This is a genomic window from candidate division TA06 bacterium, from assembly GCA_016235665.1.
Lineage (GTDB): Bacteria > Edwardsbacteria > AC1 > AC1 > EtOH8 > UBA5202.
In genome coordinates, this window is sequence record JACRJI010000013.1 from 1 (window position 1) to 16,654 (window position 16,654).

Here is a 16,654-nt window from a genome sequence, read left to right on the forward strand (position 1 = left end):
TGGCGGCCTACGGAACGGCAGGGGAGGGCTACATAGCCAATACGGTTCCGGCCGGCATGGTCTGGAACACCGGCACGGCGGCCGGGGTGGTGACGGCCGTCAACAACGGCACCTTCATGATCATGCACCGCGACCACGGCATGTACACCGGATGGGGCGAGCCGGCCTTTACCAGCACCAACATTCCCAGCCTGACCAATAATCTGTATCCCTTTGTATTCTCCATGAACTGCCAGACCGGGGCATACCAATACAGCGGCGAGGCGTTTTCCGAAGCGTTTTACCGCAGCAAGTACGGGGCTTTGGGCGTGATGTGCGCCACCGAAGTATCGTATTCCTTCGTCAACGACGCCCTGATCATGGGGATCAGCGACGGGATGTGGCCCAATTTCAATTCCACCAACAACTGGGACGTGCCCAATGCCGGCACCGGCCAGACCTACGAGCGTTACACCGAGGACCTGAGGCCGGCCTTTGCCATGGCCTCCGGCAAGTGGCATTTAATGACCCAGACCTACACCGATCCCGCCATCCCGGCCGACTACAAGGAATTCACCTGCCAGCTGTTCCACGTTTTCGGCGATCCCTTTATGACGTTCTGTTCCCAGATCCCGGACACCTTTACTCTGACCTTCAATTCAACCATCCCCACCGGCACCCAGACCTTTAATGTCAACGTCAAGAACAAGGCCGGAGCCAACGTGCTGGGAGCTTTGGTGGGCGTGTACATGCCCAGCAACTCGCCGGAGATCGTGACCTCGGCCCTGACAGACGCCAACGGCAACGTTTCCATCACCATCAATCCGCTGCTGGACGGGACGCTCTACGTCACCGCCACCAAGTCCAACTTCGTGCGCAAGGAGACCTTCACCACGGTCAATGCCGGCACCCCCACCAAACCGGCGATCACCAAGCTGCTGGACGGGGCCAAGCTGCCGGATCTGCGGCCCTACCTGACCTTTGTCTCCACCGATCCCCAGGGCAATACCATAGACTACCGGGTGATCTGGGACACCACCTCGGCCTTCACTTCGGCGGTACGCGACAGCTCCACCACCACCACTTATGCCAGCGGCGCCACGGTGAACTTCCAGTTCCCGTCCAACCTTACCGCCGGGAGGACCTACTGGTGGAAGGTGAAGGGCCGCGACCCGGCCGGCACCAATCTGTTCGGCCAGTCCAGTGATCCCCGGTCCTTTACCATCAGCACTGACATCCCGGCCGGCACGGTCTGCTGGATGCACACCAAGGGCGGCCAGTTCACCTGCGACACCTACACCGGGGCCACCACGGCCCAGGGCGACAGCCTGATCCTGGCGGCGCCAAGCTCGGGTGCGGCCACCTTAATGACGGAAAATTTCGAAGGCGGCTCCCTCCCGGCAGGCTGGGATACCTCCGGTTCCTATCCGGCAAACTACGGTTGGTTGATCCGCACCAGCGGCGGCACACAGCCGCCCAGCTATGGCACTACTTACGAAGGGTGCCAGTTCCCGTCAACCATGGTAACGCCTGCGGCCTCGGAGGAGATCATCACCACGCCCCAGTACCTCATGAATTCAGGGGCCCAAACTTGTTCTTTAAGCTACGGCTACGGAATGGATCCCGGCGTAGCTGCGGATAGTCTGGTATTAGAGGCTAGTTTCCTTTCCGGCGGTTCATGGGGGACCTGGATTCAAGTTGACGGTCTGAACAACGGTACCACTACTATTTCCGGAACCAGAAGCATTGGGCTGAATACCTTTATGCCCAAGGATGGGATACAACTGCGCTGGCGGTTCAGCCAGGGCGGGGGGCGAAACGGCCAGGACGCGGCCATAGACAACATAACCCTTAAGTACACATATTTGATCACTAATACCAACGGCACTATGACCTCGGGCCCGATATACTACAAGGACATCACCAAGGCCGAGACCATTTCCCGCTCCTCTTACAGATGGGGCAAGGTCCTCTGGCGCAAGAAGGCCGCCACGGATTCCATCGGGGTTCAGGTGGAATACTGCAACAACAATGTCTGGGCGCTGGTGCCGGACGCGGCCCTGGCCAACAACTCCAAGGGCTTCTTCAACCAGGCCTCGGCCAACGACAGCGTCACCCTGGTCACTTTGGATACCCTGACCTACGATAGCTTAAGGGTGATAGCCAAGCTTTACCGTCCGGCCTCCAAGGCCACCGCCAACCCGGTGCTTTACGACATCGAGTTCGCCCGGCCGGGCTACATGGCCCCGGATGCGGTCATGCTTTCCTTCTTTGCCGCCTTCGTCCAGAACAACAGGGCCGTGGTCCAGTGGCGCACCGAAAGCGAACAGGATTGCTACCAGTGGGTGGTGGAGAGGTCCGCTTCGCCCGACGGCCAGTTCACAGAACTGGGCCGGCTTGACGGAAACGGCACCAGCAGCCAGCCCAACGAATACAGCTACAGCGACGCTGCGGTGCTGACCCCCGGAGTCTATTATTACCGTATTACCGAGATCGGCAAAAGCGGAGAGAAGACGGTATTCGGACCGGTCAGCGCCAGCATCGGCCTGGGCGCTCCGGCGGAATACGCCCTGCAGCCGGCCTACCCCAACCCCAGCCAGGGAGGGGCCACCATAAAGTATTCGCTTAAACAGCCGGGCCAGACCCTGCTTAAGGTTTACAACGTGCTGGGCGAAGAGATCAAGACCCTGGTCAATAGCCGGCAAAGCGCCGACTATTACCAGGTGAACTGGGACGGCCGGGACAAAAAGGGGAGGCTGGTTTCCAACGGTGTGTATTTCTACAAACTGGTCTCCGGAGACTATTCGTCAACCAAGAAGCTGACAGTCCTCCGTTAAGATCATTAGAGGTTTTAACAAAAGCGGCGTTTCATCGGTTTGAAGCGCCGCTTTTGGCTGGTTCTTTAACGCCGTAAAACTTTCCCGGGGCCGGGAGAGGTTCTCAATTTTTGTCTTGACCTGACCGCGGCCAACGTGCAGGAAAAATCTGTTTTCCAAAGCCTGCCGGGTTGTTTTAAGTCCTATAATGTAATATAATATCAGCTCACTCCGGACCCAAGCTTAACCCTGATCAAAATATTTTAAAAATAAATAACAGGTGGTCATTTTGACAAGCAGACATTTTTTTCGCTTAGTACTGATCGCATCAATGCTATTGGGCTCCTCTTTTGCCCGGGGGCAGGAGGACATGGAACCAAGGATGCTGATCCGGGTGGACATCTCCAACCCCGCGGTCCTGCTGGCGGTCTCAAAACTGCCCCAGGGAATTGACGTGGCGGCCTGCCGTCCGGGCGAGTACATGGACATAGTGACCAAGCCGTCACAGCTAAGCCTTTTTACCGGGGCCGGGATATCTTACCGGGAGCTGAAAGGTTTTGCCGGTGACATGTCCAAAGCATCATCTTCCAAGGCGGCCTACCATTCCTACGACGGCATCAGGGCCGAGCTGAAGCAGATAGCGCTGGATCATCCCACCATTACCAAGCTTGACACAGTGGCCGTGGCGGCCCAGGGGGGCAAGGTCTGGTGCCTTAAGGTTTCCAGCAACCCCACGGTGGACGACAATTCCCGCCAGGGCATCCTGGTCATGGGCAACCATCACGCCCGGGAGTGGATGACTCCGGAGATCTGCCTGTATATCGCCAATTACCTGACCAACAATTATAACCCGGCGGGCACGGATTCAATATCCACCATGGTCAAGACCAAGGAGATATACATCGTAACATCCGTCAATCCCGATGGTTTCATCTATGACCACGGCGGCACAAATGTGGTGCCGGCCTCCCCGACCCTTTTGTGGCGCAAGAACCGCCGGGTGAACAGCCCCACCGTGTTCGGGGTGGACCTTAACCGGGGCTACGACGGCTCGGTGGACGGAGACATCCTGGGGGAATGGGGAGGATCCATCAACAGCTACACCAGCCCCGATTCCAGCAACGATGTTTTCTACGGCTTTTCACCCAGCGGCGAGCCGGAGCAGCAGGCCATGATGAAGATCGTTAAGGACCACAACATCGTATTGTCCATTTCATACCATACATACAGCGAACTGGTGCTGTGGCCGCTGGGCTACGTGGACTCCACCGTCAAGCGGGCGCCGGACAGCCTGCAGCTGAGGTACTTTGGCCAGCAGTCGGCCATCCGTACCAAAAGATACCGCAGCACGTTGGGCTACACCCCCCAGCAGTCCTCGGCCCTGTATCCCACCACCGGTGATTCCGACGGCTGGATCTACGGCTACGGCCTGACCCAGCTGGGGCGGGTGATATTCTCATACTGCGTGGAGGCGGACACCGCCTTTTACACCCCCGTTGCCCACATCGACTCGGTCTGCCCCCAGACCCTAAAAGGCTTTATGTACCTGGCCATGCGCACCGACAGCATCGTCACCACTACTTCGCCGCCGCCTGTGCTGCCGCCTCCGGTCACCGGTGTAACTTTTCCCACAGCCAGCACCGATTACCGGTTAAGCTGGAGCCTGCCCAACCCGGCCTCCAATCCCACTGCCTACGAACTGCAGGAACTATCTGGATTCCAGTCCACCACCGACACGGTGGGGGCGGCCGCCAACCCCAACATCGCCCTGGACAGGTTCGTTTCCAACACGGTCCGGATGTACTCCGGCAGCCGCAGTTACCGCAGCGGAGTGGGCAACCAGTACAATATCGCCAGCATCACCACCACCAAGCCGTATCCGGTAACTTCGGCTAAGGATTCCTTCAGTTTTTACAGCTATCAGGGCATGACCACCTTTGACCGGATGTGGGTGGAGATCTCTCTCGACGGCCGGCAGTGGAATCTGCTGGGCAAGCTTTACCAGAACGCCTTGTCCTGGACCAAGCGGGCCTTTGCCATCGATTCCTCCGCCTATTTCGGCAAGTCGGTGTTCTTCCGCATCCGGCTGGTGGGCGACGGGGTGGCCGCCTCGGACAGCGTGTACATAGACGACATCAAACCGGTGGCGGCATTCACTTCAACCACCACGGTATCCAATACCATCACAGCCAGCAACTACCTGATCACCGGCAAGACAGCCGGTTCCACCTATTATTATAGGGTGCGGGGGTTTAACGCCAAGCGGGGCTGGGGAGATTGGGACCAGCTTTACAAGGTCAATGTCATTATGGGGCCAATGGCGGTGGAACTCTCGGCCTTTACCGCCCAGGCCGCCCCCGGCGGGATAAACCTTACCTGGCTGACCCAAAGCGAGAACGACTGCTACCAGTGGGTCATAGAACGATCTGACCAGCCGGAGGCCGGATACATTGAGATAGCCCGGCAAAGCGGACAGGGGACCACCGCCAGTTCCTGCCAATATAAATATTTTGACGCCAACCCGCCGGCCTTGGGCCAGCTTTATTACCGGCTGTTGGAACTGGATACCAAAGGCAACCAGACGGTCTACGGCCCGGTCAGCGTGTTATCGGCAGGGGATCGATCATTCAGCTTTGGACTCGGCTCCGCCAGCCCCAATCCGTTCAAACAAACAACCACGATCAATTATCAATTGTCAAAACCGGGAATGGCCGGCCTTAAGATTTACAACATCACCGGGCAGTTGATAAGGACATTGGATGAGGGTTACCGGATTTCGGGAGAGCATAGCATCAGTTGGGACGGCCGGGATGACAATGACCGCATGGTCAGAAACGGTGTCTATCTTTACCGTCTAAGTTCAGGGGACTTTTCCTCCTGCAAAAGATTGATCTTGCTGAGGTAGTCCGGGAACCAAAAGACCCTGAAAGTAATCTAACATAGCTTGCTTCCGCCGGGGCGGGAAATAAATGATAAAAATGGCAAAAAAAACTTGACAAATTGGGGCTAATCCGTTACAATAAAAGTTCATATCCCTTAAAAAAAACAAACAATTTAATAATCTATGGAGGTTTAGGTCATGAACCGAAAATTGTTCACAATTTTGGGTCTGGCGCTGTTACTGTTCTGCTCGGTTGCAGTTCAGGCCAAGCCCAGGGAAAAGGGCAGGGCAAAGGAAAAGGCAATGCCCATAAAGATGCCGGCCACGGCCAAACTTGTGGTCGATACAGTTTTCATGGATAATTTTGAATCTGATACCATTGTATGGACCACCGAAGATTTCTTTGTTCAGGATTATTCATACTGGCACATTTCCTCCCGCAACCCGTATGGCGGTTCGGGAAATTCCTGGTGGTGCGGCACAGATTCTGCAACCGGCAACTGGGTAAACCCCGCAGGAGGTTATGCTTCCAGCTGGGTGCAATTCCTGTATTCTCCCGTGTTTGATCTTACTGCCATAACAGCGGACACAGTTCTGCTGAATTTCATGCACTATTACAGCGTGGAAGGTCCAAGCGGCGGAATTGACTGGGATTGCGTAAATTTATGGGGTTCCACCGACGGCGGCAGCAACTGGTTCGTGATGTTTCCGGATACGGCCCGTTGCGGAGCGGATAAAGCTTATAATTTAACAGCAGCCTCGGCTTATTCTTATTTGGGTGTGACCCCGTTTTCTACCAAGGTCCCGGGCTGGGGAGGAGCCGATAAGACCTGGAAACCGGTCAGCTATGACCTGACCCCGTATAAGGGTGACAGCTTGAAATTGCGTTTTTCCATGCTCAGCGACGGTGCAGAGGATGATTCATCGGCTGGTGGCAGCTACAGCGGGGCTTGGTTTATTGATAATATCAGCGTGGATACATTAAGTGCGGGAGGTTCGTCTGCTGCCATATTTTACGATGATTGCGAGGGCGGCAATCTTGGCTGGACCACCGGGGTGAAAGAGCCCAGGATCAACTGGTGCTTAAACGGGAACCGCACCAACAGCGGTGCCCGGGCCTGGTACAACGGCGACACCACTACATATATTCAGGCTGACGGCAATTCCGACGCTCTGACATCACCATTCATCAACCTGACCGAAGTGAAGAACACCCAACCGTGCATAGCCACCTTTAAGGCTTGGGTGGATATGCCCAAGGTAAGCGGTGGGTACACCCGCGACTATGATTATTTTGAAGTTTTTATTTCGGACGACAGCGGAGCCACCTGGGATTATGTGAACGTTTATGCCGGGCCGACCTCCCCTCAGATGTCATGGAATCCGATTGTAAGCAATTTGTTTTATGGGGAAATCTTACTAACCGCCTATGTCGGTAAGATCATTCAGATCAGGCTTGAGATGAACACCAGTGCAGACGCCTTGCCCCACGGAGAAGGACTTTACCTGGATGATTTCATGGTCACCGGAAAAGGCCGCGATGCTTTGCCCGCCCCCAGCACAGTGTGCCTGGTGGACAACGATGGAAACGCCGCGGATATTTCGGATAACTCCTGGACCAAATATATGGAAGCATCACTGGCTAGTCTGGGCTATAAATATTCAGTGGTTACCATAGGTTCAAATAAAACGATGATTCCCGGTTATCTGGAGCAATATCCCCTGGTGATCTGGAACCTGGGATCAAATTTCAATTACCGGGCCGGAGTCAACTACCTGGCTCTGACCTCGACGGATCAGGAATGCATCCTTTCTTACTTGAACAACGGCGGTAACCTGTGGATGTCCGGGCAATATTTCTTCTTCGCCAACGGCACCCAGCTGGACACTACCGTTCACCCAAATATCTGGATGGACTACCTGCACCTGGCCCCGGAGAACGGCTGGGCTCCCACAACAACCTACCAGGGATATGGAGTGGGGGGCGATCCGATCGGCGACGGATTGTCCGATTCGCTTTTGTATGACAGGCTTAACGGCGGCTACCCCTGGACCGGACCGACCAAGGCCTATTCTCTTAACCCTGACAGCGCCAACTATCCGGTGGTTGGTTTTATAAAGAACGACGATAGCACCTTCAACGGTCTGAGATATCAGGATGCCGGTCTGGGCTATAAACTAATTTATACTTCATTCCCCTACGAGGCTGTTTCGGCCCCGGAAAAAAGGGACACTTTAATGGCCCGGGTTATCAATTGGCTTAGGCCCGGGTTGAACGCGGATTACATGCCTCCGGCGATTCCCCAGGGCCTGACCTTGACCCAGAGTTACGACACGGTCAAGTGCGTCTGGCTGGCCAATTCCGAGGTGGACATTAAAGGTTACAATGTCTACCGCTCTCTGCAAAGCGGGATCCCGACCTGGAGCAAATTAGGCACAGTGCTGGCCCCGGACACGACTTTTGCCGATACCACAGTTCAGGCCGGCTTGACCTATAATTACGCTTTAACGGCCTATGACACTTTGGTTCCGGCCAACGAAAGCCTGAAATCCCTGTGGTCCCGGATTACGGTAACGGCCTGGAAACTGGGAATTGAAGGACAGCCGGTAAGCGTGATTCCGGCCCGGTTCAGCCTGGAACAGAACAAGCCCAATCCCTTCAAGGGCAATACCGAGATCAAATTTGCCCTGCCCAACGCCTCTCAGGTGGAGCTTGGTGTTTACAACGTGGCCGGACAAAAGGTGTCCGCGCTGGCCTCCGGTCATTATTCCGCCGGATACCACAGCATCCGCTGGAACGGCAAGGACGGACAGGGCCGGATGCTATCCAATGGCGTCTATTTCTACCGGCTGGAGGCCCGGGGACAGAGCGGCCAGGAGCGCTTGAGCCAGACCAAACGACTGATAATTGTGAAGTAGGAAGGAGATATATACAATGAAAAAAATCGCATTTATAATCGCATTGATATTATGCGCCTCGGTAAGTTTTGCCGCTGCACCGACATTTTCCCTGACCACCGTCCTGCCGGACACCACCTTCATCGGACCCTACGTCGTACGAAGCGTCATCCAGTGCGCCGACGGCCTGACCAACATTTACCTGGGGTACCAGTTGAACAACGCTTATGGCACAGACCCATGGTCCTGGGCGGACTGGCCGACGCCAGATTCCACTCATGCCGACACATTTTATTTTACTATTCCGTCCATCCCGGTCGGAGTGGCGACACCGCCCCAGATAGACTACATAATCTATGCCGAGAACAGCTCTACTGGGGAGTACGCCTCTGATCCGGAATACCCGGGCTTTTACTCCTTTTTGAATCTGCTGTATAGTCCTCAGTATTCCAACGTCAGCACCTTAAGGGATACCTTTTTCACCGGACCGTATGTGGTCAAAACCAATATCAGCACCGCCTTTGGAAATGTTCCCAACAGCGATGACATCTACAGCGATATTGCCGGGGGAGCTTCATATCCCCGGGATAGCATAGGCGCAGACGGATTCTATTACTACACCATTCCCCGGTATGCCAATAATGCCATGACCCCTGTCAATATCAATTGGTTCCTGACCGCTTATGACGAAATGGGCAATTGGGCGAATTACCCCACCAAGATTGACAGTTTCAATCACTTCAACTTAATCGATCCTATGCCATCCAACACCAGAGCCTTGTCCAACACAGAACAGACAGGGCCATTCGTGGTCTGGACAACCTATAAGGCAGAAGGAAATGTGATCAATGATTCCCTGTGGGTCTACAATAGTAGTGCTGCAGCCTGGGAACCGTTCGGGCGGGACAGCCTGATCGGAGACGTTTATTACTACACCATTCCCCAGCAGCAGGCGGCTGTGATCAGCCCGGTGTTGGTGCAGTGGTATTTAAAAGCCAGCGACGACCTGACCGGTAACTACACCTATGTACCGGCCAGCGCCAACCCGGGCTTTGGGGTTCCCTATTCCTTTAGGATACTGGACCTGACCGCCCCGTTGATTACCAATGTTACCCAGGTAGACAACACCTCCTTTACCGGGCCGTTCGAGGTCAAGGCAAATTGCCGCGATACCTCGGGCATAGCCCAGGTGCGGGTGTATTTCCGGACCAAACCCGCATTGGGTGACACCTCCTGGAACTACCTGCCCATGGCCGCCACAGGCAACCCAGATGAGTACAAGGCCAGCCTGCCGGTTCAGACCCCGGGAATGCTGGTACAATACTATGTTAGTGCATATGACGGAGCATTGACCGCCGGCGGTACCGCTCAAAAAAATACCGCCGATTTTCCGGCCGGCGGGCAGATAACTCCCAATCATTTCTACACAGGCAGTCCCCAATACAAACTATTGCTGGTAAATGATGGGTTGGCCGCCACAAACTACGATTCTTATTACACCTCCTGCCTGGACAGCAACGGTGTCACCTATGGCTACTGGGACAATCGCCGGGCAAATGTGCTGTCCCAGCTTCATAACGTCAATACCCTGATCTGGTTCACCGGGGACGACAGCGTCAACACCCTGAACCAAGCCGACCGGGACAGCCTGACCGCTTTCCTGGAGAGGGGCGGAAACCTGCTGCTCTCTTCAAAGAACCTGGGGCAGAACTGGGGCGGGAAGATCAACAGCGACACGGTGGACTTCTACCATAATTATTTAAAGGCCCGTTTTGATTCCACTCTTGTTCTATCCACGTCTTTATCCTTCCAGGGAAGGGTGGCTTTGCCGATCAGCAAGGGTGCAGTTGATAGTTTGTTTGTCGGCACGGTAGGGACCGCCGGCAACTACAAATCCATAGACAGGGTCGCGCCTCTGCCGGGAGCAGACTCGGTATTCAATGTCAAGAATCTACCGGGGTGCGCGGTCATCCGCTGTTCCACCGGAGTTTATAAAACAGTGTATGCCAGCCTGCCCATAGAGGCATTGGCAAAGAATACGGCCGGAAAATTATCCCGGACCCAGTTCATCGGCCGGTGCCTTAACTGGTTCGGCATCCAGACCTTCTACAAGGTGGCGGGCGAGGCGGTAGCCGAGGCCGGGCTGGTCAACGATGAAGCCCTGCTCTATCAGGCCTTCCCCAATCCTTTTAACGGCAACACCACCATCAGCTTCAGCCTGCCGTCGGCAGGAAGCGTTTCCCTGAAAGTGTACAATATTGCGGGACAGGTGGTGAAAACGATCTGCGACGAACACCGTAAGGCTGGGGTGTATAAGATCACTTGGAATGGCAATGACGAATCAGGCAACAAGGTTTCCAATGGCATTTACCTTTACCGGTTGGTGACCAAGGATCAAAGCCAGGCCAAGAAGGTAATCGTACTTCGATAGAGAGATTGGCACAACTCCGGCTGAAATTTTGATAAAACGGATGCAAAAAGGGTGGGGACGAAGTTTCCACCCTTTTTGCATTGCAAGAGAAAAAAATGCACAACCCTAATATATTGGTAAATTAACTGTTTACAAGATAAATCAATTATATAAATGCAAATAAGTGATAGTGGTATGGAATATCATAAAAATATTAAAATTGTAAGGATTTTTAATAATATGATTATCAACGACTTACAATTGATATTTTTGTTAATGAAGATACAAACATGGCACAGATATTGCATTTTAAATCCTTATCGTATATAATAATAAACAGTTAATTCATAACAAACTTTAGGAGGTTTTTTATGGCACGGAAAACCAGTCTGCTGACCACGGCAATAATTGCTTTGGCCGGCTTGGCTCTATTGGTGGCTTTTGGCCTGAACGAAGTGACCGCTTACAAGGCGGACATCAAAGGACAGCCCCAGCAGGCAACTGTCATCAGCGCGGTTACTAATGCACCGGCGGTAAAAAAGGCAGCTAATATTCCAGACCAGGCCGTCTGGGCCGGGCAAGCCAAGATCAGCGTGCCGGTGGAAGCGAAGGTTTCCCCCAAGATATCATTTTCCAACGGTTACCAAATTGACGCCATAGCCGGCGAGCCCAAACTGCCGGAAGATCTGAAATACGGCCAGCCCAAGGCCGATGAAACCACCTATTATATAGTACAGTTCAACGGACCCATCCAGGAATCCTGGCGCAAGGATCTGGAAGCCGAAGGCGCCGAGATCATGTTCTATCTGCCGGATTACGCCTTTGTGGTGCGGATGAAAGAATCCACCAGGGCCAAGCTGGTCAACACCAAGGGCAATATCAGCTATACCGGGCTATTCCAGCCGGCCTACAAGATCTCCGACCGGGCCCAGGCCCGCGCTTCTAACGCCAAGGGCGGGACCTTCAGGGCCACCATACTGGTGTTCAGCCCCGAAGATATTGACGTCACGGTAAGCCAGGTGGAAGCCATTGTGGGCCACAAGATATTCATGAAATCTTCTGTGGAATGGGCTCCCGGCAAATGGAACAAGAAGATCTTCGTTGACGTTACCAAAGACCAGATGACCTCTTTGGCCAACGCCAAGGGCATATATTGGATAGAGCCCATGAACAAGTTCAAGACCCAGAATTACAACAGCCAACCGTGCATGCAATCGGGCGTAATCCCCGGAGCATACCGTGGCATTTGGGCCAGGGGAATACTGGGCCAGGGCCAGATAGTACAGGACCTGGACACCGGCATCCGCGAGAGCCAGAACTTTTTTGACGATAACGCCAGGCATTACACCACTTGGTATTGGGACACCAACCACCGCAAAGTGGTGGGCAACCGGCCCGGAGCCTGGGCATATGAAACCGGAGGGGACTGGTACCACGGTTCCATGTCCAAGTTCGGCGACGAAGCGCTCAATAGCTATCACGGCAGCCATACCGCCGGCAGTATTGCCGGAGACGACTCCTCCGAGGGCGGCACTTACGGTATGGACGGTATCGCCCGGATGGCCAGACTGCTGTTCATTGACGGCGGCGGCGACTCCGGATCGGTCTACGGCACCGCCGATTGCAACATAGTCGGCTCCTGGGGCTGGGACAGCACCGTGGCCAACGGCGTTCCCCGGGCCTACATCTCCTCCAACTCCTGGGGCGATTCCTCGGTCAACGGGGCATACGACGGCAGCGCCATGGAGTGCGACATGTTCACCTGGAGCCACCAGGACTTCCTGTTCATCATCTCCGATGGCAATGACGGCGGTGTGGCCGCCCCCGGATACAAGTGCGGATCGCCGGCCACCAACAAGAACGGCATGGCCATAGCCGCTTTGGCAGCCGCCGGTGCCAATGGAGTAGGCGGTGCCAACACCAAGGCCTCGTTCTCGTCCTGGGGCAGCCATACGGACGGACGGATCAACCCGTTCGTCTCGGCTCCCGGTACGGCCATTCTCTCAGCTGACGGCGCAGTGGACAACGGGACTCTTTCCATGCAGGGGACATCAATGGCCTGCCCCATCACGGCCGGAACCACTGCTTTGGTGCGACAGTACTTTACCGAGGGCTGGTATCCAACTGGTACCAAGGTGGCGGCCGATGCCTTCATCCCCTCAGGAGCATTAATGAAAGCCGTAGTAGCCATCAGCGCTGACTCCACCACGGCTTCGCACGGAAGCTTTACCCTGGACTCGCTGTTCGGCTGGGGCCGTCCCAACTTAGATACCGCTTTGTTCTTCTCCGGTGACCAGGTCAAGATGCTGCTTCAGGATAACCGGGTAGGCGTCAGCACCGGAGAGGCCATGGAATACCAGGTGGCCATTCCGGCCGGCGCCACCAATTTGAAGATCTCTTTGGCCTGGTCCGATTATCCCGGTTCCACTACGGCCACTTATGCCATAGTGAATAATCTTGACCTGGATGCCTACGAACCAACTGGGGCTACTACCCCACGACGATTTAGGGGCAACCGTTTCCAGACCTATGCTACGGCGGCCAAGCAGTCCGATTCCCTGGCCACAACAAACGACTTCGTGAACGTGATGGAAGGCATCAAGGTCAAGGCCCCCAAGACCGGCACCTGGAAGATCAGGGTCACCGGGACCAACGTAGTGATGGGACCGCAGCCTTTTGCTATAGTGGTCACATACCGCACCCCGTTGGCGGCAGCCACAGGCAAAGTGTATCTGAACAAGCCGGTCTATGTCATTCCGTCAGCGGCCGGTTCCATAGATACCCTGAAGATAGAGGTGGACGATTTTGACAAAACCGGAAACTGTACGGTATTCGTCTGGTCAAAACGTTCCGAGCCCAAACAGGGGACGTCATATCCAGAAACCCTGATCTGCGCCCTGGTGGGAACAGGTCTTTACCGGACCACTGTCCCTCTGGTCAACGGCAATATGACTCTGAACAATGATCAGCTCACCTGTGACCAGAACGATACCATCTATGTGGTGTATAACGATGTCACCCCCACTCCCGATTATCCCGACACGGCCAAGGCGGTGACGGATGCCGACATGATGACCATCACCAATGTCAGCGCTACGGACATGGTCCCGCCGGTGGGCACCCAGAAGAAAATTCTTTGGACCACTTCGCGCAACGCCACTAATAAGGTTTATTACGGCCTGACCACGGCCTTGGGCTCGGTAGCCAGCGCCGACACTCCTTTGGTGGTCGACCACCAGTTCCCGATCACCGGGCTGGTACAGAACCAGGTATACTATTACGACGTGGAATCCAAGGATGCCCGGGGGGTCACCGTCCGCGACGACAACGGCGGCCGCCACTATGCCTTCAGCACCGGCTCGGGCAGCGGCCAGAGCGATGTGCTGGTGATAGTCTGGGACGACGATGGTTATGCCAACTCCTTTGTCCACGGCCCGTACCTGACCGACGCATTGAACAAGGGCGGATGGACTTACGACTGGTGGTCCACTCAATTGCAGGGCATAGTCACCACCACCCAGCTTAAAAAATACAAGGCTGTTTACATCCAGGTGGCCCAGGACGGACCGACCGGCGGAAATTACCCCGCTTTCAGGTCCCCGCAGCGCGACACCCTGATCCTCTATCATAACGCCGGAGCCAGGTTCGCCGTGGTCGGCAACGACCTGGGTTGGGATACCTACGCCAACGCCACCACTGTAAAATTAGCCGCTGAACGGCAGGCCGATACCATTTTCTGCCGCAACTATCTGCACTTTACTTACAAGGGCGATATAGCCTCGGCCAATACCCTTCTTACCGATCAGGTTTTCGGCATGACAGGCGATCCGATTTCCGGCAGTTACACCGCCGGCGTCAGCCACAGCAGCTGGCGCACCGGAGCAGCCGGCGACAGCATTGTGACCTCGGTTGGGCTTCCTGGTTATACCGGGGCCGCCGGAACCGGGAGCGCAGTCTGGCATTTTGAGAGCGCCTACGATTCGGCCGCCACCAAGTGGGAATCAGCCGCCACCATGGGCACCCTGGGCAACGGGGTCTGGGGCGGGCGCACCACTAGGACCATCATGAACGCATTCGAGATCACCCAGCTGGATACTGTCAATCCCGCCAGCGCCACCCGGGTTGACATCCTGAATAAGATGTTCATCTGGCTGATCGGACACGACCACCCATACGACACTATTCAGACACCGGTGGCTGGAACCACCTATACAACCAGCCCCATCAGCATCGCCTGGCGTTCCTACGCCAAGGGCGGCGCCACAATCGACACCACCTGGGTGGAATATTCCAGCAATGGCGGGGCCAGTTGGAATACACTGGTCAAAGGCACCAGCGTAACTTCGCCCTATAGCTGGGACATCACAACCCGCGAGAACGGAGTCCAGTACCAGGTTCGGGTCCGGGTTCAGGATACCGGGATTTACCCGGCCATGTCCGGTTCCGATACCGTGGGCAACTTTACCCTCAGCCGGGTGGGCGGAGACTTCACCGGGCCCATCATCAAACCGGGTACCATCCGCTTTAGTCGCAATCCGGTGGGCAACACCTCAGGTTGGGTGCTTAACGTAGCGGCCATGGCCAGCGATTCCACTACCGGCCTTTCCAACATTCAAGCGGTGCGGTGTTCGGTGGTTGCAAGCGGTGTTACCTATGCCAATGTTCTGATGAGCGCCACAGACGGTTCGTTCAACGCCATCCAGGAAGCCGTCAATACCAATATTTCCACTTTGGGATGGCCGGCTGGAACCTACACGGTTTATGTCCGGGCCCAGGATGCATCTCCTTCCAAATCCAAGTCGGCCAACAACTGGGGAGTATTGTCTTCAGCTACTGTCCTTCAGGTTGTTGATCTGCTTCCGCCTGACGGGGGGGCTGTCACCCTTTCCATGTTCACTGCTTCAACCGGCAAGCCCGGTGTGGTGTTGTACTGGCAGACTGCTTCCGAGGATAATTCATACAAATGGATTATCGAACGCTGCCCGACCCCGGACGGAAATTATGAGGTGGTAGCGGACAATATTGAAGCGGCCGGAAACTCAAATCAAGCCAAGGAATACACCTATACTGACCTGAGCGCTCAGCCCAATCAGGGTTATTACTATATGCTGGTTCAGGTTGATAACGATGGTTCCACCACAAAATATGGACCAATGTCTGCCAAAGCCGGAGGATTACCTGCACCCGAGTTCTTTGCGCTGCAGGAAGCCAGGCCCAATCCATTCGGCGGCAAGGTGGCCTTAAGTTACCAGGTTCCGGAGAGATCCCAGGTTTCTCTCAAGATATACAACATCGCCGGACAGGTGGTCCGCACCTTAACCGAAGGCGTAAAGGAGGCTGGTTATTATCAGATATCCTGGAACGGCACCGGAGATAACAGCAAAGCCCTTTCAAATGGCATTTACATCTACCGGCTGACAGCCACCACGGCTTCCGGCCAGCAGCATCAGATGGCCAGGAAGGTCACCCTGCTGAAATAGGTTCATCGGGTCATCAAGATTTAGGGGTCATTCCTTGGGGAATGGCCCCTAAACTTTGGTACTTGAGGTTTCATTTATCAATGAACAAAATATAGTGGCAACATCCCCATGTTCCTTAAACTTGTTATTGACAAAAAGCGGCATAAATACTATAATATTTGAAAGTATTGGGGCAAGAGAACAAAATTTA

The 16,654-nt window shown here is 54.9% G+C and carries 5 protein-coding genes; all 5 read left to right on the top strand.

The features are described from left to right. Positions 1-2,816: T9SS type A sorting domain-containing protein (locus HZA73_08035; protein ID MBI5805980.1), on the top strand; the 2,816-nt coding region annotated here is incomplete at its 5' end. Between the two features lie 310 nt (positions 2,817-3,126). Next, positions 3,127-5,700, top strand: a complete 2,574-nt coding sequence (locus HZA73_08040; protein MBI5805981.1) for a T9SS type A sorting domain-containing protein — start codon at positions 3,127-3,129, stop codon at positions 5,698-5,700. A 174-nt stretch (positions 5,701-5,874) separates the two neighbouring features. Then, positions 5,875-8,595 carry a T9SS type A sorting domain-containing protein gene (locus HZA73_08045; GenBank protein MBI5805982.1) on the top strand — a complete coding sequence of 907 codons (2,721 nt, stop codon included), beginning with the start codon at positions 5,875-5,877 and terminating at the stop codon, positions 8,593-8,595. A 16-nt stretch (positions 8,596-8,611) separates the two neighbouring features. Next, complete coding sequence (locus HZA73_08050) at positions 8,612-11,005, top strand: T9SS type A sorting domain-containing protein (GenBank protein MBI5805983.1); 2,394 nt, start codon at positions 8,612-8,614, stop codon at positions 11,003-11,005. A 350-nt stretch (positions 11,006-11,355) separates the two neighbouring features. Further along, entirely contained in the window at positions 11,356-16,464 is a 5,109-nt protein-coding gene (locus HZA73_08055; protein MBI5805984.1) for a S8 family serine peptidase, read from the top strand. The last annotated feature ends 190 nt before the right edge of the window (positions 16,465-16,654 follow it).

Excerpts from the sequence above, each read along its gene's own strand:
- HZA73_08045 (MBI5805982.1), top strand. The coding sequence starts at position 5,875 with ATGAACCGAAAATTGTTCACAATTTTGGGTCTGGCGCTGTTACTGTTC.
- HZA73_08055 (MBI5805984.1), top strand. The coding sequence starts at position 11,356 with ATGGCACGGAAAACCAGTCTGCTGACCACGGCAATAATTGCTTTGGCC.
- HZA73_08040 (MBI5805981.1), top strand. The coding sequence starts at position 3,127 with ATGCTATTGGGCTCCTCTTTTGCCCGGGGGCAGGAGGACATGGAACCA.
- HZA73_08050 (MBI5805983.1), top strand. The coding sequence starts at position 8,612 with ATGAAAAAAATCGCATTTATAATCGCATTGATATTATGCGCCTCGGTA.